The organism is Micromonospora sp. A202, from assembly GCF_006715105.1.
Lineage (GTDB): Bacteria > Actinomycetota > Actinomycetes > Mycobacteriales > Micromonosporaceae > Micromonospora > Micromonospora zamorensis.
Map to the genome: position 1 here is coordinate 3,953,486 of NZ_VFMP01000001.1, position 23,964 is coordinate 3,977,449.

The following is a 23,964-nucleotide window of genomic DNA, read 5'->3' on the forward strand; positions in this document are numbered from 1 at the left end:
GGATCCCATGAAAGATCACGAGTGTGATGATGTGACAGGGAAGCGCATCGGAACAACGACAGCTGTCGCATGAACGACTGATCACCTTTACCGGCGTGGGTAGCTTCCGAGCCGTGGGGGCGACCGATCGTCGTGTCACAGCATCCCCGCGCCGCAGCCGCTTTACCGGTGCCGCCGACCCAGGTCGACAAACCGTCACAGCAGGCTCGGATGCGAAGTCAGGAGCCATTGCTGGACCGGGCCGCCGCGTGGGCGGATCCGGCCGTTGCTGGCATCACGAAGGAGACGGACGCGATGACCGACGTCATGCGGCCCCGGCAGGCGACGCCGGTCGTGCCGCGCCGCCGCGACAGTGCCGGCGCCCTGGTCGCGGCGACCCACGAGCAACGCCAGATGTGGTCGTTGAGCCGTCTCGACCCCGATCCGGCCAGCTATCTGGTGCCGTTGGCGTACCGGCTGGTCGGGCCACTGGACGTGGCGGCACTGGCCGGGGCGCTCGACGCCCTGGTGGCCCGGCACGCCGCGCTGCGCACCACGCTCGCACCCGGCGGGCCCGGCTCGGGGCCAACCGAGGCCGACGACGTCGCGCCGCGCCTGGTCCAGGTGGTCGGCGAGCCGCAACCAGGACTGTTGCGGGTGCACGATCTGGGCGGGCTGCCCGCGTGGCAACGCGACCAGGAGATGCAGGCCCGGATGCACGCGGAGACGCGTGACCCGCTCGATCTGGAACGCGGACCGGTGCTGCGGGCCAGCCTGCTGCGCTTCGCTGCCGAGGAGCACGTGCTCCTGCTGACGTTCCACCACGTCGCCGTCGACGAATGGTCGCTCGGCATCCTGCACGACGAGTGGGAACGGCTCTACGCCGCGCACCGCACCGGACGACCGGCTGACCTCGGCCCGGTCGTCGTCGACCAACGCGATCATGCGACGTGGCAACGGGACTGGCTCGCCGGGGCCGAGGCGGCGGCGCAACGCGACCACTGGCACGCGCAACTCGCCGATGCGCCCGCCGTCCTGGAGCTGCCCACCCGCGGACGCCGGCCCGCGGTGCCGTCCGGTGCGGGGGCCACAGTGTCGTTCCCGCTGGACGTGCCCACCGACCGGCTGCTGGCGTTGTGCCGACGACTCGGCGTCTCCCCGTACATGGTCATGCTCGCCACGCTGCACGTCCTGTTGGCACGCTGGACCGGGCAACGCGACATCGTGGTGGGAACGCCGGTGGCGAACCGCCGGCGCTCCGAGGCGCAGCAGCTCGTCGGGCTGCTGCTCAACACCGTCGCGGTCCGGGCCCGGCTGGACGACGACCCGTCGTTCGAGACGCTGCTCGCACGGGTGCGCACCGCCGCCGGCGACGCCCTGGACAACGGCGAGCTTCCCTTCGGGACACTGCTGGAGTCGCTGCGCCCGGCCCGCAGGCCCGGCTTCGCCCCGCTGTTCCAGGTGATGTTCGTGTACGGCCGTGAGACGGCACCACCCAGCCTCGACGGCATCGAGGTCACCTCAATCGACGTGCCCGGGACCACCGCGAAGTTCGACCTGACCGTCTCGGTACGGGAGAACGCCGACGGTGTGCGGACCGTGCTGGAATACCGCACCGACCTGTTCGACGACGACGCGATGGCCCGCCTCGCCGGTCATTTCCAGACGTTGCTGCGCTCGCTGGTTGCCGAGCCCGGCGCACCGGTCGGCTCGGCCACGATGCTCAACGCCGACGAGTACCGGCAGCTCGTCGTGGCGGCCAACGCCACCGCCACCCCCGCCGAGCCGGACGACCTGGTCCACGTGCTCATCGAGCGGCAGGCGCGCCGAAACCCCGACGGGGTGGCGGTTACCGACGGGGACACCGCGCTGAGCTACCACGAGCTGCACACGGCCGCCGAGGCGCTGGCGGAGACGCTACGCGGGCGGGGCGTGGGCATCGGCAGTCTCGTCGGAGTGCTGCTGCCGCGTGCGGTCCCGTTCGCGGTGGCGGTGCTCGCCGCACTGCGGGCCGGCGCGGCCTACGTACCCATGGATGCGGCGAACCCGCCCGCCCGGCTGCGGTATCTGATCGAGGACACGGCCGCGCCGGTCGTCCTCACCTGCGCGGAGCTGGCGCACCTGGTGCCCGACGGCCTGGCGCTGCTGGTGCCCGACCGGCACACGCCGGTCCCTGCCGCGCAGCCCGGTGGCGCGGCGGCCGGTCCCCGGCGACGGCCGCGACGGCGACCGGAACCCTCGACGGACGACCTCGCGTACGTCATCCACACCTCCGGGTCCACCGGCCGCCCCAAGGGGGTCATGGTCACCCACCGGGGGGTCTGCAACTACGTGCGCTGGGCCGCCCAGGCCTACCGGCTGCGGCCCGGGGACACGGTTCCGCTGCACTCGTCGGTCGGGTTCGACCTGACCGTCACGAGCCTGCTCGTCCCGCTGGTCAGCGGGGCAACCGTGCTGATGCTCGGCGAACACCTCGGCCCGGAGGCGCTCGGCGAGGCGCTGCGCCACCAGCGGCCGGCCTTCGGCCTGGTCAAGATCACCCCGGCTCAGCTCGACCTCGTCAACCATCAGCTCAGCCCCGCCGAGATGGCCGGCCGCACCCGGTGCTTCGTCATCGGCGGCGAGAATCTGCGCGCCGACCAGGTGGCGCCGTGGCGGGCGCACGCCCCCGACACCACGCTCGTCAACGAGTACGGGCCGACGGAGACGGTGGTCGGCTGCGCCGCGTACGAGGTCGACCCGTCCACTCCCGTCGACGGCTCGGTCCCCATCGGTCGACCGATCGCCAACACCGAGCTGTACGTGCTGGACGCATGGGGCAACCCGGTCCCGGTGGGCGTTATCGGCGAGCTGTACGTCGGCGGAGCCGGCGTGGCACGCGGCTACCTGCACCAGCCCACGCTGACGGCGGCGCGGTTCGTCCCACACCCGTTCTCGTCCGCCCCCGAATCCCGGCTGTACCGCACCGGTGATCTCGTGCGACTGCGTCCCGACGGGGACCTGGAATACCTGGGCCGCACCGACAGCCAGGTCAAACTGCACGGTTACCGGGTGGAGTGCGGCGAGATCGAGGCCGCCATCCGCCGATGCCGGCCGGACAGCGACGTGACGGTGCAGCTGCGCCGGGACGACCCGGACGACCCGCGCCTCGTCGCGTACGTGACGGGCGGAGCCGGCGTGGCCAGCAGAGCCGACGGGGCCGGCGGGGCGGAGACTGACGCGGCGGCCCTGCGGGCGGCGCTCGCCGCCGAACTGCCCTCCTACCTGGTGCCCGCCGCCGTCGTCTTCCTCGACGCTTTGCCGCTGACCCGCAACGGCAAGGTGGACATCGCCGCGCTGCCCGCCGCCGGTCGGGAGGTGCCCCGGCAGCGCGCCGAGGCGGACCCGGATCGCCCGACGCCCGAACAGCCGGCGACCGCACCCATCGCGCCCGTACCGGCCAACTGGGACGCCGCCCGGATCGGGCTCGAACGGCTGGTCGCCGACGTGTGGCGGGACGTGCTCGGCGTCGCGCAGGTCGGTACGCGGGACAACTTCTTCGACCTCGGCGGCCACTCGATGCGCCTGCTGGCTGTCCTCAAGCGACTGCACGAGCGGCTCGGTGACGTCGTCACGGTCACCGACCTGTTCCGCAACCCCACTGTCGAGTCCCTGGCGGCGTTCCTGACCACGGCCACCACCGGCGCGCAGGCCCCGGTCGCCCCGGCCACGACGGCCCGCGTCACCCGGCCGCGGACGGGCACCACGGCCGAGCCCGGCGGCCTGATCGCCGTCGTCGGCATGGCCTGTCGCTTCCCCGGCGCGCGGACCATCGACGAGTACTGGCACAACATCCGCGCCGGCGTGGAGTCGGTGCGGGAGTTCAGCGTCGAGGAGATGCTGGCCGACGGGGCCGACCCGTTCCGGCTCGACGATCCCGCGTACGTCCGCGCCGGCACCTGGCTGCCCGGGATCGACGAGTTCGACGCCGCCTTCTTCGGCGTCACGCCCCGGGAGGCGCAGACCCTCGACCCGCAGCACCGGATGCTGCTGGAGTGCGCCTGGCACGCGCTGGAGCACGCCGGCTACGACCCGGCGGGCCACGCCGGCCGGATCGGCCTGTTCGCCGGGTCGGGTCGCAGCACGTACCTGCTGGACAACCTGAGCAGCCATCCGGAGCTGATGCACACCATCGGCGAACACCAGTTGTCCATCAACAACGACAAGGACTTCCTGCTCAGCCGTGTCGCGTACAAACTCGACCTGACCGGCCCCGCCGTCACCGTGGCAACGGCCTGCTCGACCTCCCTGGTCGCTGTGCACCTTGGCCGGCAGAGCCTGCTTACCGGTGAGTCCGACCTGGTCCTGGCCGGTGGGGTCAGCGTCTTCCCGGCGCAGCGGCGCGGCTACCTCTACCACGACGGCGGGGTCTACTCCCCCGACGGACACTGCCGGCCGTTCAGCGCCGACGCGCGGGGCAGCATCGCGTCCAGCGGGGTCGGCATCGTCGCGCTCAAGCGGCTGGAGGACGCGGTCGCGGACAACGACACCGTCTACGCCGTGATCCGCGGTTCCGCGATCAACAACGACGGCGCCCGCCGCACCGGCTACACCGCGCCCGGCGTCGACGGCCAGGTTGCGGTGATCAGCAGCGCCCTCGCGTCGGCCGGCGTGCAGCCCCGCTCGGTGAGCTATGTGGAGGCGCACGGCACCGGCACCAGCCTCGGCGACCCCATCGAGGTGACCGCCCTGACCGAGGCGTTCCGGCGGGGCACCGACGAACAGGGCTTCTGCGCCCTCGGCTCGGCCAAGGCCAACATCGGCCACACCGACGCCGCCGCCGGTGTGGCCGGGCTACTCAAGACGATCATGGCGTTGCACAGCCGTACGCTGCCGCCCACCATCAACGTGAGCCGACCCAACCCGGCGATCGACTTCGAGAGCAGCCCGTTCTACCTGAACGACACCGCCCGACCGTGGCCCGGCGACGACGGCCCGCGCCGGGCGGGCGTCAGCTCGTTCGGCATGGGCGGCACGAACGCCCACGTCGTGCTGGAGGAGCCGCCGGCCACAGCCGCCGCGCCGCCTGCCCCGCCGGCCACCGGGCCGCACCTGCTGGTCCTGTCGGCGCGTACGGTCGAGTCGCTGGATCGGCAGACGCGTCAGCTCCGCGACTGGGTCGGCGCGCACCCCGACGTGGACCTCGCCGACGTGGCGGCGAACCTGGGCCGGCGCCAGCCGATGACCCACCGCCGTTTTCTCGTCGCGGCGGACCACGCCGACGCGCTGGCCGCCCTCGACGCGCCACAACGGCAGTTCACCGGCGTTCATCCCGGTGGCCGTCGGACCCTGGTGTTCGCCTTCCCGGGGCACGGCGCGCAGCACGTGGCGATGGGCGCCGGCCTGTACCGCGCGGAGGCGACCTACCGGGCGGTGGTGGACGAGTGCGCCGAGCTGCTCCGCGACGACCTCGGCCTCGACCTGCGTACTCTGCTGTGCCCAGCACCCGACGGCCACCCGGAGGCGGAGCGGCTGCTCGCGCGGCCCGGGTTGATCCAACCCGCTCTGTTCGTCACCGGGTACGCCCTCGCCCGGTCGCTGCTCGCCCGCGGGGTGACCCCGGACCTGATGGTGGGACACAGCCTCGGCGAGTACGTCGCGGCGTGCCTCGCCGGTGTTTTCTCCCTGGCCGACGCGCTGCGGCTGGTGAGCGCCCGCGGTGAGCTGGTCGAACGGACCCCGGCCGGGGCGATGCTCGCGGTGAGTCTGCCGGAGACGGCGGCGGCGGGGCTGGCGGTGGACGGTCTGTCGCTGGCCGCCGTCAACGCACCCGAGCTGTGCGTGCTGTCCGGCGCACCGGAGGCGATCGAGGAGCTGCGCCGGCGGCTGACCGCCGACGGGGTCGGGTGCCGGCCGCTGCGGGTCACCCGGGGCTACCACTCGGCCCTGCTCGACCCGGTGCTCGACGAGTTCGCCGACCACGCGCGCCGGGTGACCTACCACGAGCCGCAACGCCCGTACCTGTCCAACCTGACCGGCGGTCCGGTCGCCCCCGGGCAGGTCACCGACCCCGCGTACTGGGTGCGGCACATGCGGGAGCCGGTCCGGTTCGCCGAGTCGGCAGCGCTGCTCGCCGAGCAGGACGTCGTCCTCGCGGAGCTGGGTCCCGGGCACGCCCTCGGTGGCCTCGCCCGGTTGGCCGGGGTGCGGCCCGGTCAGGTGGTGGCGGCGATGCGGCATCCGCGCAGCGACGCCGAGGACCTCACCACGATGCTCGACGCGGTGGGCCGGCTGTGGCTGTGCGGCGGGCGGGTCGACTGGCAAGCGTTCCACGGTGGCCCACGTCGCCGCCTGGCCCTGCCCGGCTATCCCTTCGAGCGGCGCCGCCACTGGCTGGACGCGGTGTCGCGGCCCGACACGGCGCAGCCCGTGGCCGTCCCGCCGAGCTCTACCGCTCCGGAGGCACCCGGGCAGGTCGAGGCCGGCAACCGCCCACCGGTCAGCACCGCCTACGTCGCCCCGAGCACGCCCGGGCAGGAAATCGTGGCGGACCTGTGGAGCGAGCTGCTCGGGATCCGGCCGATCGGGGCGCTCGACAACCTCTTCGAGCTGGGCGGGCACTCGCTGCTCGCCACCCAGTTCGTCGTGCGGCTGCGGGCCCGACTCGGCGTCGCGCTGCCGCTGGAGACCATCTTCGCGACGCCGACCGTCGCCGGGATCGCGGCCACGCTGCCGCAGACCGGCCCCGCACCCACCACCACCGTCGCACCGCGGCCCAGCGCCGCACCGACCATCCCCCGCGCCGACCCCGACGCCGGGCCGGCGCCGCTCTCCTCCGGGCAGCACCGGCTGTGGTTCCTCGACCAGGCGTACGAGCAGAGCGCCTACACCGTCGGCACGGCACTGCTGCTCGACGGCACCCTCGACGTCGACGCACTGCGCCGGGCCCTCGCGGAGCTGACCCGGCGGCACGAGTCGCTGCGTACCGTCTTTCCGCTCGGACCCGACGGCGACCCGGTGCAGCAGGTGCTGCCGCCCGGCCCGGTGGACCTGCCGATCGTGTCCGCCCCGACCGGCGCGGACGACACGGCCCCGGTCGCCCGCAGCATCGTGGAGCCGACGGTCGCCGACGCGGTGCCGCCATGGGCCCACGCCGCCCTCGCCGCCGACGTCGGACGCCCGTTCGACCTGGCCCGCGGGCCGCTGTTCCGTGCCGTGCTCCTGCGCATCGCCGACGACCGGCACGTGCTGTCGATGACCATGCACCACGCCGTCTCCGACGGTTGGTCACTCGGCATCGTCGCCGACGAGGTGGCCACCCTGTACGGCGCCGCCCTGGACGGTCGCGCCGCGCCGCTGGCCGAACTGGCCGTCCAGTACGGCGACTACGCCCGGTGGCAACGCGGCCGGCTGGCGGACGTCGACAGCGACGACATGCGGTACTGGCGCGAGCAGCTCGACGGGGTGGCGAGCGTCCTGGAGGTGCCCACCGACCGGCCCCGACCGCCCGTGCAGACCTTCCACGGCGCGGTGCACACCCAGGTCCTGTCCCCGCACGCCGCCGACGAGCTGCGCCGGTTCAGCCGGACCCGGGGCGCCACCCTGGCCATGACGGTGCTGTCTGCACTGAAGGCGCTGCTGTGGCGCTACACCGGCCAGCGGGACATCTGCATCGGCACGCCGGTCGCCGGGCGGGTACGCGCCGAACTCGAACCGATGGTCGGCTTCTTCGTCAACATGCTGCCGTTGCGGACCTCGATCGACGGCGAGTGGACCTTCGAGGAGCTGCTCCAGCAGGTCCGGCGCACCGCCCTGGGCGCGTACGACCACCAGGAGGTGCCGTTCGAGCGGCTGGTGGATCTCGTCGACGCGCCCCGCGACCTCAGCCGCAACCCGCTGTTCCAGGTGATGTTCAACCTGCTGAACCTGCCCGAGCGGCGGGACCTGGGAACCGCCGGGCTGCGGATGGTCCAGTTCGCCGTCGAGCCGGGGATCGCCCAGCAGGACCTCGCCCTGTACGCGTACGAGGTGACCGAGGGGCTGCGGTTCCGGTTGGAGTACAACACCGACCTGTTCGACGCGGCCACCGCCGAGCGGATGATGGGGCACCTGGAGACGCTGCTCGCCGCTGCCGTCGCCGACCCCGACGTCCGGTTGGCGGATCTGGCCGTCCTCACCCCCGCCGAGCTGAGCCGCGTCGACGAGTGGAACGACACCGCCACCCCGCTCGGCTGGGCCACGGCCGGTCGGGACGGGGGGACGCCGACCCTGGTCGAGCTGATCGCGCACCAGGTCGCCACGAACCCGGACCGGCCGGCCGTGACGTTCGGGACCACCACGCTCACCTACGCCCAGCTCAACGCCCGGGCCAACCGGCTCGCGCACCGGCTCCGCCGGGCCGGGGTCGGCCCCGACGGCACTGTCGCCGTCTGCCTGCACCGCTCCGAGGAACTGCCGGTCACGCTGCTCGGTGTGCTCAAGGCCGGCGGCGCGTACGTCCCGGTGGACCCCGACTATCCGATCGAGCGGCAGCGGTACGTGCTGACGCACAGCGGTGCGAGCGTCCTGATCACCGATCCGGGCCTGGCCGACCGCTTCAACGGGTACGCGGGCGAGGTACTGCGCACCGACGCGATTGCGGGCACCGGGCCGGAGACCGACCCCGAGCCGCTGGCCGGGCCGGACCATCTCGCCTACGTGATCTACACGTCCGGGTCCACGGGCCACCCCAAGGGCGTCCGGGTGACGCACGGCGCGATCGTCAACACCCTGGCGGCCATGCGGGAGCGGCCCGGCCTGACCAGCGACGGCACGATGCTCGCGATGGCCAGCTTCGCCTTCGACATGTCCGTACCGGAGCTGTTCCTGCCCCTGGTCGTCGGCGCGCGGATGCTGCTGGTGGGCCGCGACGTCGGGTACGACGCGCCGCGACTGGCCGCGCTGCTCGCCGCGGAGGGGGTCACCCTGGCCCAGGGCACCCCGGCGACCTGGCGGCTGCTGATCGAGTCCGGCTGGACCGGGCTGCCCGGCCTGACGGCGGTGTGCGGCGGCGAGGCGGTGTCCGCGCCGCTGGCCCGGCAGCTCGCCGAACGGGTCGGGGCGTTGTGGAACCTCTACGGCCCGACCGAGGCCGCCGTGTGGTCCACCATGGAACGCCTCGAACCCGACGTCACCCACCTCAGCATCGGCCGCCCGATCGGCAACGTGCGCGCCTACGTGCTCGACCCGCGACTGCGTCCCGCACCGGTGGGCGTGCTGGGTGAGCTGTACCTCGGCGGCGCGGGGCTGGCGCGTGACTACCACGGCGACCCCGACCTCACGGCGCAGCGGTTCGTGTCGGACCCGTTCTCCGCCGGCCGGCTCTACCGCACCGGGGACCTCGGCCGGTGGCTGGCCGACGGCCGGATCGAGTTCGTCGGCCGCAGCGACTCGCAGGTGAAGGTCCGCGGATTCCGCATCGAACTGGGCGAGATCGAGGCGGTGCTGCGCCGCCACCCGGAGGTCCGCGACACCGCAGTGGTGGTCCGCGAGGACGACGGCGAGAAGAGCGTCGTGGCCTACCTGACACTGACCACCGGAACGGCGGCCGACGGGGACGGACCCGACGGCGGGGCGGCTGGGCAGCCCGTACCCGACTTCGACGCCGACCCCACGCCCTGGCGGGCTTTCGCGCGCACCTACCTGCCCGATTACATGGTCCCGTCCGCGTTCGTGGTGCTCGACCGGATGCCGCTGAGCGCCAACCGCAAGGTCGACCGGGCCGCCCTGCCGGCACCGGTACGCGGCGGGGCCGGCGTCGGCGCGGCACCGCCCGACACCCCGCTGCGGGCGGCGCTGGCGAAGCGGTGGGCGGCGGTGCTCGGCTACGACACCGTCGGCATCGACGACGACTTCTTCGACCTCGGCGGCGACTCCTTCAAGGCCATCAAGGCGTTGGCCGGCAACGACCCGGCGATCAGCGTCCTCGACCTGTTCCGCCACCCGACGATCCGCTCGTTGACCGAGCACCTGGACGCGACAGGGGGGTCCGCCGGGCGGCTGCTGCACGAGCTGACCCCGGCGCTACCGGCGACGCCGACACGGCTGACGCTGGTCTGCGTACCCTTCGCCGCCGGTAGCGCGATCACCTTCCAGCCGCTGGCGGACGCCCTCCCACCCGGCGTGCGGCTGTACGCCCTGGAGCGCCCCGGGCACGACGTGAACCGCCCGGACGAGCCCCTGCTGGGCATGGACGAGCTGGTGGACGGCTGCGTGGCCGAGGTCGTGGCGGGGATCAGCGGCCCGGTGGCGGTGTACGGGCACTGCATGGGCGGCGCCGAGGCGGTGGAGCTGGGCCGTCGGTTGGAGGCGGCCGGTGTGGAGCTGACCGGCGTGGTCATCGGCGCGCACTTCCCCGCCCCTCGGCTGCCCGGCCGGGTGTTCCGCTGGCTACGGCAGTGGTTTCCGACGGAGCGGTGGACGTCGAAGCGCCGGACCCTGGAGTCGCTGCGGGCGATGGGCTTCTTCACCGAGGTCTTCGACGAGCGGGAGAAGGACTTCGTGATGCGCGTGGTCCTGGCCGACGCCGCGATGGGCGAGGACTACTACACCGACGTCTACGACAACGGTCTGCCCAGGAAACTGTCGGCCCCGATCGTCTGCGTGGTCGGTGGTGGCGACCGGGCCACCGAGCTGTACCAGGAGCGCTACCTGGAGTGGGAGTTCTTCTCCGACCGGGTGTCCCTGGAGGTCATCGAGGGCGCCGGCCACTACTTCGCCAAGCACCAACCCGCCGAGGTGGCGCGCATCATCCAGGCGACCTGCGATCCGTCGAACGCGACGTCCGCCAAGCCGCCGGCCGACGCGGTTACTCCGCCGGCCGCCGCCGCGCCCCCGCCGGCCGCCGTGGTCGTGCCGGCGACGGACGGCACCCCACCCGCCGTACGTCGGGCGATGCCCAGCCTCACCGTGTTCTACCTGATCGCCCTGGGTCAGCTCGTCTCGCTGATCGGCAGCGGACTGACCGGCTTCGGCATGGGCCTGTGGGTGTACCAGCAGACCGGGTCGGTCTCGTTGTTCGCCACGGCCACCGTCCTGGCGCTGCTGCCCGCCGTGGTGCTGTCCCCCATCGCGGGGGCGCTGGCCGACCGGTGGGACCGGCGACTCATCATGATCGTCGCGGACTGCGTGGCCGCCACCGGCACGGTGAGCCTCGCCCTGCTGCTGTGGCTCGGCCAACTCCAGCTCTGGCACGTCTTCACCGCCATCACCGTCACCGCCGTGGCGACCGCCTTCCAGCTACCCGCCTACCTGGCGGCCGTCACGCAACTCGTGCCCAAGCGGTACTACGGGCGCGCCAACGGCATCGTCTCCCTCGGCACCGCGACGAGCACGGTGCTGGCGCCGCTGCTCGGCGGTGCGCTGGTCATCGCGGTCGGGCTGCGCGGCGTCGTGATCATCGACCTGCTCACCTTCGCCGTCGCGGTCACCGTCACCCTGTCGGTCCGGTTCCCGAACACCCTGTTCGTCCGGCGCGAGGAGACCTTCCGGCGGGCGGTCCTGGGCGGTTGGCGGTTCATCGTGCGCCGGCACGGCCTGGTGGCTCTGGTCGTGCTGACCGCGTCGCTCAACTACTTCTTCGCCATGGTCGAGGTCCTGGTCACCCCGCTGACCCTGTCGTTCGGTGACCCGGCGGTGCTCGGCCGGGTGCTTGCCGCCAGCGGCGTCGGCATGCTCGTCGGCTCGGTCCTCATGGGAGTGTGGGGCGGCACGGCCCGGCGGACCACCGGCATCCTGGCGAGCGTCGTGCTCCTCGGCGCGTCGCTGCTCACTGTCGGCCTGCGCCCGAGCCCACTGTTCCCGGCCCTCGGCCTGTTCGGCATGGGCCTGGCCACGGCCCTGGTGAACACGCACTGGTTGGCCATCGTGCAGGCCAAGGTCGGGCTGGAGCTGCAGGGCCGGGTGCTCTCGATGGGCCAGATGCTGTCCTGGCTGATGGTGCCGGCCGGTTTCCTCACCGCCGGTCCGCTCGCCGAGCACGTGTTCGCCCCGATGGTGTCGCCCGGCGGCCTGCTGGCCGCTGTCGTCGGCACCGACCCGGGCCGCGGCATGGCCCTCGCGGCGATCGTCGCCGGCCTCTGCTCGCTCGCCCTGGCCGCCATCGGCATCGCCTACCGACCGATCCGCCACGTCGAGGACGAGCTGCCCGACAACGACCCCGGCACTGTCATCGTCGCCGACAAGGACCGCCTCCAGGCCGAGGCCGACCGACGGCTCGCCGAGCACCGCGCTGGGGGCGCGCAGCGGGCCGAGCCGGTCCCGGTGGGCGGGCGCGGTGGTCGTCGATGAGCGCCCCCGCCCGGCCCGCCGGCCCGACCCGCCGAACCGTCGACCGACGCGCCACCGGCGTACCAGCCGACGTCGACTGTCTGCACCGGATGGTGGCTGCGCAGGCCGCCCGAACCCCGCAGGCCGAGGCGGTACGGCACACCGACCGCACGTGGTCGTACCGGGATCTCGACGAGGCCGCGAACCGGCTGGCCCGGGTCCTGCTCGAGCGCGGGGTGAACCGGGAGGACCGCGTCGGCGTCTGCCTGCCCCGGACACCCGAACTGGTGGTCGCCCTGCTCGCCGTACTCAAGGCCGGCGCCTGTTACGTCCCGCTGGACCCGGCGTACCCGCCGGCCCGGGTGGCCTTCATGGCCGCCGACTCCGGGGCCCGCCTGGTGCTCACCCGCGCCGACCTCGCCGACCGGTTCCCCGACCTGGCCGTCCCGATCGACCGACTGGACCCGCCCGGGGACGGCACCGACCCGGCGGTGCCGACGAGCCCGACGGACCTGGCGTACGTCATCTACACCTCCGGCTCCACCGGGCGGCCCAAGGGCGTGGCGATCGAGCACCGCTCGGCGTCGGTGCTCATGCACTGGATCCGGCAGACCTTCGACGACACCGAACTGGGCGGCCTGCTCGCCGCCACCTCCGTCTGCTTCGACCTGTCCGTCTTCGAGATCTTCGGCCCGCTCTGCTGGGGCGGGCGGGTGCTGCTCGTCGACGACGTGCTGGCCCTCGCCACCCCCGGCGCGGATCGGCTGCCCGTCACACTGGTCAACACCGTGCCCTCCGCGATGGGGGAACTGCTCACCGCCGACGCCCTGCCCGCGAGCGTGCGGACGGTCTGCCTCGCCGGTGAGCCACTCACCGCCGCGCTGGCCGCCCGGGTGTGGTCGCGTCCGCACGTCCGCCGGCTCTGCAACCTCTACGGCCCGTCGGAGGACACCACCTACTCCACCTGGGCGGAGGTGCCGCCGGACAGCGGGGACCCGCCGATCGGCCGGCCCCTGCCGCAGACCCGGGCCTACGTCCTCGACCCCGAGGGGCGGCCGGTCCCGCCGGGCGATCCGGGCGAACTCCACCTGGCCGGGGCGGGCGTGGCCCGGGGCTACCTCGACCGCCCGGAAGAGACGCGGGCCCGGTTCCTGCCCGACCCGTTCCGCCCCGGCGAGCGGATGTACCGCACCGGCGACCGGGTCCGGCTGCGCCCGGACGGGCAACTGGCCTACCTGGGCCGACTCGACGAGCAGGTGAAACTGCGCGGCTACCGGATCGAGCTGGGTGAGGTCTCCGCCCGCCTCGCAGCCATTCCCGGCGTACGCGAGGCGACCGCCGCCGTCCGGGAAGGACCGAGCGGGGATCCGCTGCTGGTCGGCTACCTGGTCGGCGAGCGGCGCGACGACGTCCGGGCCCGGCTGGCCGGGGTGCTGCCCGCGCCGCTGGTCCCCGCGACGGTGGTCTGGCTGGACCGGCTGCCCACCCTGCCCAACGGCAAGGTGGACCGCTCGGCACTGCCCTCCCCCGCCCTCGGCGGCGACGCCGGGCCCGACGCCGGGCCGTTCGACGGCATGCTCGCCGAGGTGGCGGCCGTGTGGCGCGAGGTGCTCGGCGTGCCGGTGACCACCGCCGACGACGACTTCCTCACCCTCGGCGGAGACTCACTGCTCGCCGTCCGCTGCGCCACCCGGCTGGCCGCCGCGACCGGCCGACCGGTCCACGCCGGCGACCTCTTCGCGCACCCGACCGTCGGCGCGCTGGCGGCCCACCTCGACGGGCTGGCCGTCGACCCGACGCCGCTCGGGGAACCCGCCGGCCCGGCACCGGCCGGCCCCGCGCCGCTGTCGGCCGCGCAGGCCCGGCTGTGGTTCCTGCACCGGCTCGACCCGGCGGACACCTCGTACCTGCTGGCCTTCGCGGTGCGGTTCGACACGCCGGTGGACCCGGACCGGCTGGCCCGGGCGCTGACTCGGGTGGTCGAGAAGCATCCGGCCCTGCGCACCGTGTTTCCGGTCGGGCCGGACGGGCCGGTGCAGCACGTCCTCCCCGGCGCCGGGCCGCCGCCGCTCGTCGCGCCGCCCGAACCGGGCACCCCGCTCGACGAGCGGCTCACCCGACTCGGCGTCGAGGCCACCCGGGCCCCCATGGACCTGGCCACCGGGCCGTTGCTCCGCGCCCACCTGGTGCCGGACACCACCGGCCGTGCGGTGGCGCTGCTGCTCGTCGTGCACCACATCGTCTGCGACGACTGGTCGTTCGGCCTGATCGTGCGGGAGCTGGCCCACGCGTACGACAACGTCGCGACAACGGCGCCGGAGCCCCCGGTGGCCGGCCCGGCGGCGTTCGCCCTGGCCCAGCGGGACTGGCTAGCCGGTCCCGCCGGGCGGCGGGCGCTGGCCGACCAACTCGACGAGCTGCGCGGCGCACCCGACCTGCTCGACCTGCCCGCGACGGACCGGCTCGACCGACGCGCGGCGCAGGCCGGACCGCACCGGTCGCCGTCCGGCGCCACCCTGCGGACCACAGTGGACCCCGCCACCGCCGAGGCGGTACGCGAACTGGCCCGGGCCGAACGGGTCAGCCTGCACATGGTCGGGCTGGCCGCCTTCGCGACAGTGCTCGGCGCCGCCACCGGCCGGCACGACCTGCTGATCGGCGTGGCCTTCGCCGGCCGGACCAGTGTCGCCGCCGAACGAAGCGTCGGCTGCCACGTCAACACCGTGCCGCTGCGGCTGCGCCCCGCGCCGGAGCGCGGTTTCGCCGACCTGCTCGCCGAGGCCCGCCGGGCCACCCTGTTCGCCGCGGCCCACCAGGACGTGCCCTTCGACCTGCTGGTGGAGCGGCTACGGCCCACCCGCCAGCCGCACCGCACCCCGCTGGTGCAGGTCGCCTTCGGCGTGCAGAACGCCCCACCGGCCCGACACCGCACCGCGGCCGGCGTCGAGTTCACCGGCGAGGAGCTGACCCCGGACACCGCCCGCCTCGACCTGACCCTCTGGCTCGACGAGCGGCGGGACGGGCTGGCGGCGCTGTGGACGTACCGCACCGATCTGTTCGACCACGACGGGGTGGTCACCTGGCACCGCCGGTTCACGGCGTTGCTGCGGACCGCCGCCGCCGACCCCCGACGCAGTCTGGCCGACTGCGTCGACACCCTGGGAGCGAGAGATGACTGAGCAGACCCGGGTCGCGCGGAGCATTCCCCGTCGCGGCCGTGAACGGAACCTGGTGGACGTCCACCCCGACTGGCCCGGCGGCCCGCTGCCGGCGCTGATCCGGGCCAACACACCCGACGTTGATCTGGCCGGCTGGCTGGCCGGACGCCGCGACGAGGTCGATGAGCTGGCCCGCCGGCACGGGGCCGTGCTGTTCCGTGGCTTCGCCGTGGCCGGCGCCGAGGACTTCCGCACCGTGATGGCCGCGCTCTCCGACGAGGTCCTCAGCTACGGCGAACGGTCCTCGCCCCGCAGCCAGGTCACCGAGGGGGTGTACACCTCCACCGAGCACCCCGCCGATCAGCCGATCGTGCTGCACAACGAGCAGTCGTACACGGTGAACTGGCCCCTGCGGATCGTGTTCCACTGCGAGGTGGCGCCGGGCGCGGGTGGGCGTACCCCCCTCGCGGACAGCCGCCGGGTGCTCGCCCGGCTCCGCCCGGAGACCGTCGCCGAGTTCGAGCGGCGCGGGGTGCTCTACCGGCGCAACTACCTGCCCGGCATCAGCCTGACCTGGCAGACCGCGTTCCAGACCGAACGACGGGAGGACGTCGAGGCGTACTGCGCCCGCGCGCTGATCGACGTGGAGTGGGTCGGCGAGCGGCAGTTGCGCACCCGGCAGGTCCGCCCGGCGGTACGCCGCCACCCGGTCACCGGCGAACGGACCTGGTTCAACCACGCGCTGTTCTTCCACGTCACCTCCCTGCCCGACGACGTCAGCGCCGGGCTGCGGGCCGCCCTGGGCGAGGAGGACCTGCCCTACCAGACCGCGTACGGCGACGGCACGCCCATCTCCGACGAGGTGCTGGCCGAGCTGCGGGCCGCGTACGCCGCCGAGACCCGCTCCTTCGACTGGCAGCGCGGGGACGTGCTGCTGGTGGAGAACATGCTGGCCGCGCACGCCCGGGATCCGTTCACCCCACCCCGGCGGATCCTCACCGCCATGTCCGATCCGACCGCCGCGCCCGAACTGACCGAGGCGACCCGCGCGATGCCGGCTCCGACCGGGGACCGGGCATGAGCGGGCCGGCGCCGCGTCGACGCGGTACCGGCACGGTCAGCTCGCCGGTGTCCCGGCGGGTGCTCGTGGACGACCGGTTCGTGCTGCTCGTCGAGGCCGCCGTGCCCGACCTCGACCTGGCCGGTTGGCTCGCCGGCAGGCGCGAGGAGCTGCTCCGGGACCTGGACCAGTACGGGGCGGTGTTCTTCCGCGGCTTCGAGGTGCGCACCCCCGACGACTTCAGCCAGGCCGCCCGGGCGGTCAGCCCGGACCTGCTCGGCTACCTGGAACGGGCCGCGCCCCGGCACGAGGTCGCCGACCGGGTCTTCACCTCCACCGAGTTCAACGCCGAGCAGTGGATCCCGCTGCACCACGAGATGTCGTACTCGCACAACTGGCCCAGCTACCTCTACTTCTGGTGCGCGCAGCCGGCAACCGGCAGCGGCGGGGCCACCCCGCTGGCCAGCGAACGGGTCATCACCCCGCTGATCCCTGCCGACGTGCGGGAACTCTTCCTCCGCTCCGGGGTCTGCTACGTGCGCAACTACGGCCCGCACCTGGACCTGCCCTGGCAGGAGGCGTTCCAGACCACCGACCGGGCCGAGGTGGAGGCGTACTGCCGCGCCTCGGCGACCGAGTTCACCTGGCTCGGCTCCGACGGCCTGCGGACCAGGGCCCGGCGGCAGGCGGTCGCCACGCATCCTCGTACCGGGGAGACGGTGTGGTTCAACCACGCCCACCTGTTCCACGTGTCGAACATGCCGGCCGAGGTGTCCGGCGCGCTGCTGCGCGAGTACGGCCCGGATGGGTTGCCTCGCAACGCGTATCTCGGTGACGGGCAGCCGATCCCCGACGAGGTGGTCGCCGGGCTGCGCGAGCTGTATCGGGAACACGCGGTGTCGGTTCCCTGGCAGCGCGGCGACGTGCTGGTGGTGGACAACTTCCTGGCGACCCACGGTCGCGAACCCTTCAGCGGCGACCGGCAGATCCTGGTCGCCATGTCCGACCTCTACGTCAACCGGAGCGTTCTGTGAACGGTTACCGTCTGTCCCCCGTCCAGCGGCTCGCCTGGTCGGCCAAGCAGGACCTGGTCCGGGCGCGGGTGCGGTTGGACCGCCCGCTGGACCGGGCCCGGTTGCAGAGCGCCCTGGACGCGGTGGTGGCCCGGCACGAGGCGCTGCGCCTGACCCTGGTGCACCACCCGGGTCTGCGGGTGCCGATGCAGGACGTCGACGACGACCGCAGCGTCACCGTCGGCGCGCAGGGCGAGCTGTCGGTGACCCTCACCGACGATGCGCTGGAGCTGACCGCCACCCCGCTGATCGCCGACCCGGCCAGCCTGCGTCTGGTCCTCGCCGACCTGTCCCGGGCGTACGCCGGCGAGGCGTTGCCGCCGGATCCGGAGGCGTTGCAGTTCCTCGACGTCGCCGAGTGGCAGCTTGAGGAGCGCGAGCAGGCACCGGCCACCGCCGCGCCGACAGCGCCGGCCGCCCGACTGGTCACCCCGCACGGGGACGACCCGACGGCCGTGGTGTCCGCGACCGTTTCCGCCGCCGAGCTGACCGACGTGGCGCGGGCCGCCGGTGTCGAGCCGGAAACCGTGCTGCTGGCCGCGTGGGCGCTCGCGGTGTCCCGGCGCGCCGAGGCACCGGAGGGCGCCGACGAGATGGACCTGGTGCTGGCCCGGTGGAGCGACGGCCGTCATGCCGCTGGCACCGCCGAGGTGGTGGGTCCGCTGGGCGGCTACGGCCCGCTCCGGTTGGCCCTGCCGCTGCCCACCGCGCCCGCCGACCTGCTGGCCGTCGTCCGCGCGGCCGAGAGCACCGCCGACGACACGTTCCACCTGGTCGACCCGGTGGACGAGCAGTCCGGGGCGGTGGCGGGCTTCGCGGTGCCCTTGGCTGCCGCGCCGGCCACTGCCGCCAGGCTCGGTGGCGTCACTGTGGAGATCGACACCCCAGCGGCGGCGGCCGGCCCGCAGCTGACAGTGCTGGCCGAGGGCGACCGGGTCACCCTGGACGTGGTCGGCGGCCAGTGGCTGCTCGACGCGCTGCTGGCGGTCCTGCGGACCCTGCCCGCCGCGCTCTCCAGCGCCGACGCGCCGTCGGTGCTCGGCGACGCCGAGGGCCGCTGGCTGACCGACGCGGCGGGAACACCGTCGCAGGCGTCGGCGCGTACCCTCGTGGACCTTTTCGACGCGGGCCTGGCGGGGATGGACGAGCAGGCCGTGGCGGTGGTCGCGGCGGACGGCGCGTACACGGCCGGTGAGCTGGGGGAACGGGCCGCGCGGGTGGCCGGGGCCCTGGCCGCGCGCGGCCTGTCCGGCGCCCCGGTCGGCGTGCTGGCCGACCGGTCCCGGGACACCGTCGTGGCGTTCCTCGGCGTGCTGCGCGCGGGGGCGGTCTTCGTGCCGTTGGACCCGGACGCCCCGTCCCGGCGGCTCGCCGCGCAGATCCGCGCGGTCGGCGCGGAGGTCGTCGTCGGCGACGGCGGTGCGGCGACCGTGACGGTCGGCGACCTCGTCGCGGCCGGCGACCGCCCGCCCGCCGCGATGCCGGCCCCGACCGACCCGGCGTACGTGATCTTCACGTCCGGCTCCACCGGCACTCCCCGGCCGGTGCAGGTGTCGCACGGCGCCGCCGCGCACCTGGCCGACGCCCTGGAGCAGGTCGTGTACGCGGACAGCCGCCCCGGTCTGCGGGTGGCGGTGAACGCCCCGCTCACCTTCGACGCCAGCGTTAAGCAGCTCGTGCAGCTCGGCCGCGGCCGCAGCCTCTACCTGGTGCCCGAGCGGGTCCGCCGGGACGGGGCGGCACTGGCTGCCACGCTGGCCGACCACGGTGTCGACGTGCTCGACCTGACCCCCTCTCAGCTGCGCATCCTGCTCGCCGGGGCGGGTGACATCCGGCTTCCCGGCCTGCTGCTGCTCGGCGGTGAGGCGATCACACCCGACCTGTGGGAGACAGTCGCCGCGCTGCCCGATGTCCGGGCGGTCAACCTGTACGGCCCGACGGAGTGCACGGTGGACACCACTGCGGCGCACGTGCGTGCCGGGGAGGCCCCGACGATCGGCCGACCCCTGCCCGGCGTCGCGGTGTGGGTGCTCGACGAGCAGCTGCGCCCGGTGCCGCCGGGCGTGGCCGGTGAACTCTGCGTCAGCGGCCCGCAGCTCGCCGAGGGTTACCGGGGCGACCCGGAGGCCACCGCCCGGCGGTTCGTGACCGTGGCGCTGCCGTCCGGGCGCACCGAGCGGGTGTACCGCACCGGCGACCGGGTCCGCTTCGACGCCGACCGGCGGCTGCGCTACCTGGGTCGGCTCGACGACCAGGTGAAGATCCACGGGTTCCGGGTGGAGCCGGGCGAGATCGCGGCCACGCTGCGCGAGCACCCGGAGGTGGCCGACGCCGCGGTGATGGCCCGCGACGACGACGGGCACGGCGACCGGCTCGTCGCCTACGTCCGCCCGGGTGGCGCACCGACCACTGTGGACGTCGATCGGATTGCCGGAGTCAACCCCCACGAGACCCGCTACCTGTACGACGAGATCTTCGTCCAGCAGGTCTACCTGCGCGACGGCATCGTGCTGCGGCCCGGGGCCACGGTCCTGGACGTGGGCGCGAACATCGGCATGTTCTCGCTGTTCGTGAACGCCGTCTGCCCGGACGCCACGATCCACGCGTTCGAGCCGGTGCCGTCGGTGGCCGACCTGCTGCGCCGCAACGTCGCCGAGTTCGGCGTGCCGGCCACCGTGCACGCGGTCGGGTTGTCCCGGACGGCCGGGGAGGTGTCCTTCACCTACTACCCGGGCTACTCGATGATGTCCGGCCACGCCGCGTACGCCGACCCGGACGCAGAGGTGGCGGTGATCAAACGGTTCCTCGCCAACGAACGCGACGCCGGCGCCGACCGGGAGGTGCTGCTCGACCGGGTCGACGAACTCCTCGCGGAACGCTTCGCCGGCCGGGAGATCACAGTGCCGGTCCGGCCACTGTCGGCGTTCCTCGACGAGCTCGCCCCGGAACGGATCGACCTGCTGAAGATCGACGTACAGCGGGCCGAGGCGGATGTGCTCGCCGGGCTGGAGGATCGGCACTGGCCGCTGGTCGCGCAGGTCGCCATGGAGGTGCACGACGCGCCCGGCACCGACACCGAGGGCCGACTGGCCGAGCTGGTCGCCACCTTCGAGGCGCGGGGCTTCGACGTGGTGACCCGGCAGGACGACCTGCTGGTCGGCACCGACCGGCACACCCTGCACGCCGTGCGCCCCGAGTACGCCGCCGATCCACGCCCGGCCGTGGTCGTCCCGGCCGGGCCGACGGCAGGGCCCCTCGACGAGCGACTCACCGGCTGGCTGGCCGACCGGCTCCCGGCCCACCTGGTCCCGGCGGCGGTGGTGCTCCTCGACGAGCTGCCGCTGACCCGCAACGGCAAGCTCGACCGGGCGGCGCTGCCCGTGCCCCGCCTCGACCGGTCGCACGGCGGCACTGTGGTGGCGCCTGCCGACCGGGCCGAACAGATCCTCGTCGAGGCGTGGCGCGAGGTGCTCGGGGTGGCGACTGTCGGCGTGACGGACAGCTTCTTCGCGCTCGGCGGCGACTCCATCCGCAGCATCCAGATGCAGGTCGCCGCGAACAAGCGAGGGCTGTCCTTCCGGCTCAGCGACATCTTCACGTACCAGACGATCCGCGAGCTGGTCACGCACGGCGAGATCACCGTCGCCGGGACCGACGCGGTGGCCGGCGCGGCGTCGGTCCCGGCGGCCGGACGCTTCGCTCTGGTGGCCGCCGCCGACCGGGAGCTGCTGCCCGCCGGGCTGGCCGACGCGTACCCGATGACGACCCTCCAGCAGGGCATGGTCTACCACTGTGAGCTGACCGGCGACCCGGCGATGTACCACAACGTCACCGCGCACCGGATCGCCGCGCCGTTGGACGCGCCCGCGCTGCGGCGCGCGCTGGCCGGTCTGGTGGCCGCCCATCCGGTGCTGCGGACCGGGTTCGCGCTGGGCGCGTACTCCGAGCCGTTGCAGCTCGTGCACGCCGACGTGCCGGTCGAGGTGCCGGTGACGGATCTGACCGGTGTCGACGCACAGACCCGCCGCGCCCGGGTCGACGAACTCGTGGCAGCCGAGCGGGTACGCCCCTTCGACCTGGCCCGACCGCCGCTGCTGCGGTTGCACGCCGTCCGGGAGGACGTCGACGCGTTCACCCTGATCATCGCCGAGTACCACGCCATCCTCGACGGCTGGAGTCTGCACCTGTTCCGCACCGACCTGCTCGCCGCGTACGACCGGGAGCGGGCCGGCGCCTCTCATCCGGCCCGCCCCGGCCTGCCGTTCCGGGAGTACGTGGCCGCCGAGCGACGGGCCCGGACCGATGAGGCCAGCCGCCGGTTCTGGCTGGACGGTCCCGGCGCGGTGCCGCCGCTGCTGCTCGGCGGGGCCGCCCCACGGACCACCACCACCCAGCAGGTGCCACTGCGAGCGGGCACCACCGACGCGGTCACCGAGGCGGCCCGGGCCGCCGGCGTACCCGTCAAGTCCTGGCTGCTCGCCACCCACCTGCGGATGCTCGGCGAACTCACCGGCCGCGACGACGTGGTCAGCGGACTGGTGGTCGGTGGGCGGCCGGAGGGCGAGGGCAGCGACGCCACCCTCGGGCTGTTCCTCAACACCCTGCCGGTCGGTGTGGAGCTGGGCACCCGTTCGCTGGCCGAGCTGGCCGCCGAGGTGTGGCGGGCCGAACGGGACATGATGGGGCACCACCGCTTTCCGCTGGCGGAGATCGTCCGGGCCGGAGGGGTCGGACCCCGCTTCGACCACTTCTTCAACTGGACGCACTTCACCAACGACCCGGCCGGTGGCGGCCCCCGCATCGTGGACAGTCGGGGCGTCACCGTCGACGTGGCGTTCAGCCTCGCCGTCGACGCCGAGCTGGACGCGGACACCGGCCGCCTCGCCCTCACCCTCCAGTACGACCACCGCACCGTCGCCGGGGACCGGGTCGACGCGTTCGCCGACGGCTTCCGTCGCCTGCTGGCGGCCGACCCGCACGCGCCGCTGGCCGCCGTTGCCAGCGGTGGGCAGGCGGCCGGCGATGCGTGGGCGACCCGGGTGGCGGCGGCCTGGCAGGAGGTGCTCGGGGTCGCGCCGGATGATCCGGCGACCGGCTGGTCGGCCGCCGGCGGTGACTCGCTGCGCGCGCTGCGGCTGGTCACCATGCTGCGGCAGCGCCACGGCAGCGACCTCACGCTGCCCGAGTTCGTGACGCTGGGCAGTTACGGCGCACTGGTGGACCGGGTGGCCCGGTCATGACCGGTCTCAGCACCTCCGCCGTGCACGGCGACGACGGACTGGTCCCGGGCGGAGCCGTCGCGCCGCCGATCGTGCAGAGCGTCACCTTCAGCGCCGACTCCGACGAGCAGTTCACCGCGATCGCCACCGAGACGCGGGGCAGCGCCTTCTACACCCGCTACGGCAACCCGAACCACGCCCAGGTGGCCGCCGTCGTCGCCGAGCTGGAAGGCGCCGAGACGGGGCTGGTCACCGCCTCCGGGATGGGGGCGATCAGCACCATCGCGCTGGCCCTGCTCTCCGCCGGCGACCACGTCGTGGTGCAGCGCAGCACGTACGGCGGCACCACCTCGCTCACCACCGGCCTGCTGTCCCGGTTCGGGGTGTCGTACACCCAGGTCGACCAGACCGACACCGAGGCGTTCGCGCGGGCGATCCGGCCACGGACCCGGCTCGTGCTGGTGGAGACGCCGAGCAATCCACTGCTGGAGCTGACCGACCTCACCGCAGTGGTGGAGCTCGCCCACGCGACCGGCGCGCTGGTGGTGGTCGACAACACCTTCGCCACACCGGTCAACCAGCGTCCGATGGCTGTGGGGGCGGACCTGGTCTGGCACAGCGGCACCAAGTTCCTCGGCGGCCACTCCGACGTGTCGGCGGGAGTGGTCGTCGGCTCCGCCGAGCTGGTCGAGCGGGTGTGGCAGACGGCCATCGTCACCGGCGCCACCCTCGGCCCGGTGGACGCGTGGCTGCTGCTGCGCGGCATCCGTACGCTGCCGCTGCGGGTGGAGCGGCACAACGCCAACGCCCTGGCCCTGGCCCGTGCGTTGGAGGAGCATCCGGCGGTGGCCCGGGTCCGTTACCCCGGGCTGCCGTCGCACCCGCAGCACGCGTTGGCGCGGCGGCAGATGACCGGCTTCGGCGGGGTGCTCAGCGTCGACCTGCGGGCCGGCCGGGCCGGAGCCGCCGCACTGCTGGACGGGCTGCGGCTGGCCAAACGAGCGGCCAGCCTCGGCAGCGTCAGCACGCTGGTGGTGCACCCCCGGTCGATGTGGGCAGGCATCGTGGACCCCGAGCAGTTGGCCGCGACCGGCATCGGGGACGGGCTGGTGCGCGTCTCCACCGGCATCGAAGACACCGCCGACCTGGTGGCCGACTTCCTCGCCGCGGCGGACAAGGCGACCGGATGA

The 23,964-nt window shown here is 74.0% G+C and carries 6 protein-coding genes; all 6 read left to right on the top strand.

Going from position 1 to position 23,964, the window contains the following annotated elements; genetic code table 11:
- The first annotated feature begins 210 nt into the window (after positions 1-210).
- The 6 genes from FBZ33_RS18415 to FBZ33_RS18440 are packed head-to-tail and all read left to right on the top strand — an operon-like array spanning position 211 to position 23,964.
- Entirely contained in the window at positions 211-12,285 is a 12,075-nt protein-coding gene (locus FBZ33_RS18415; RefSeq protein ID WP_141910027.1) for a non-ribosomal peptide synthetase/type I polyketide synthase, read from the top strand.
- Positions 12,282-15,443, top strand: a complete 3,162-nt coding sequence (locus tag FBZ33_RS18420; RefSeq protein WP_141910028.1) for a non-ribosomal peptide synthetase — start codon at positions 12,282-12,284, stop codon at positions 15,441-15,443. Before FBZ33_RS18415 ends, FBZ33_RS18420 begins: the two co-directional genes overlap by 4 nt.
- On the top strand, positions 15,436-16,503 hold the full coding sequence (locus tag FBZ33_RS18425) for a TauD/TfdA family dioxygenase (protein WP_141910029.1): 1,068 nt from the start codon (positions 15,436-15,438) through the stop codon (positions 16,501-16,503). The genes FBZ33_RS18420 and FBZ33_RS18425 overlap by 8 nt, the downstream gene beginning before the upstream one ends.
- Positions 16,500-17,516: a TauD/TfdA family dioxygenase gene (locus FBZ33_RS18430; protein ID WP_141910030.1), complete on the top strand. Its 1,017-nt coding sequence runs from the start codon at positions 16,500-16,502 to the stop codon at positions 17,514-17,516. Before FBZ33_RS18425 ends, FBZ33_RS18430 begins: the two co-directional genes overlap by 4 nt.
- Complete coding sequence (locus FBZ33_RS18435; RefSeq protein WP_141910031.1) at positions 17,513-22,795, top strand: non-ribosomal peptide synthetase; 5,283 nt, start codon at positions 17,513-17,515, stop codon at positions 22,793-22,795. Before FBZ33_RS18430 ends, FBZ33_RS18435 begins: the two co-directional genes overlap by 4 nt.
- Complete coding sequence (locus FBZ33_RS18440) at positions 22,792-23,964, top strand: PLP-dependent aspartate aminotransferase family protein (RefSeq protein ID WP_141910032.1); 1,173 nt, start codon at positions 22,792-22,794, stop codon at positions 23,962-23,964. The genes FBZ33_RS18435 and FBZ33_RS18440 overlap by 4 nt, the downstream gene beginning before the upstream one ends.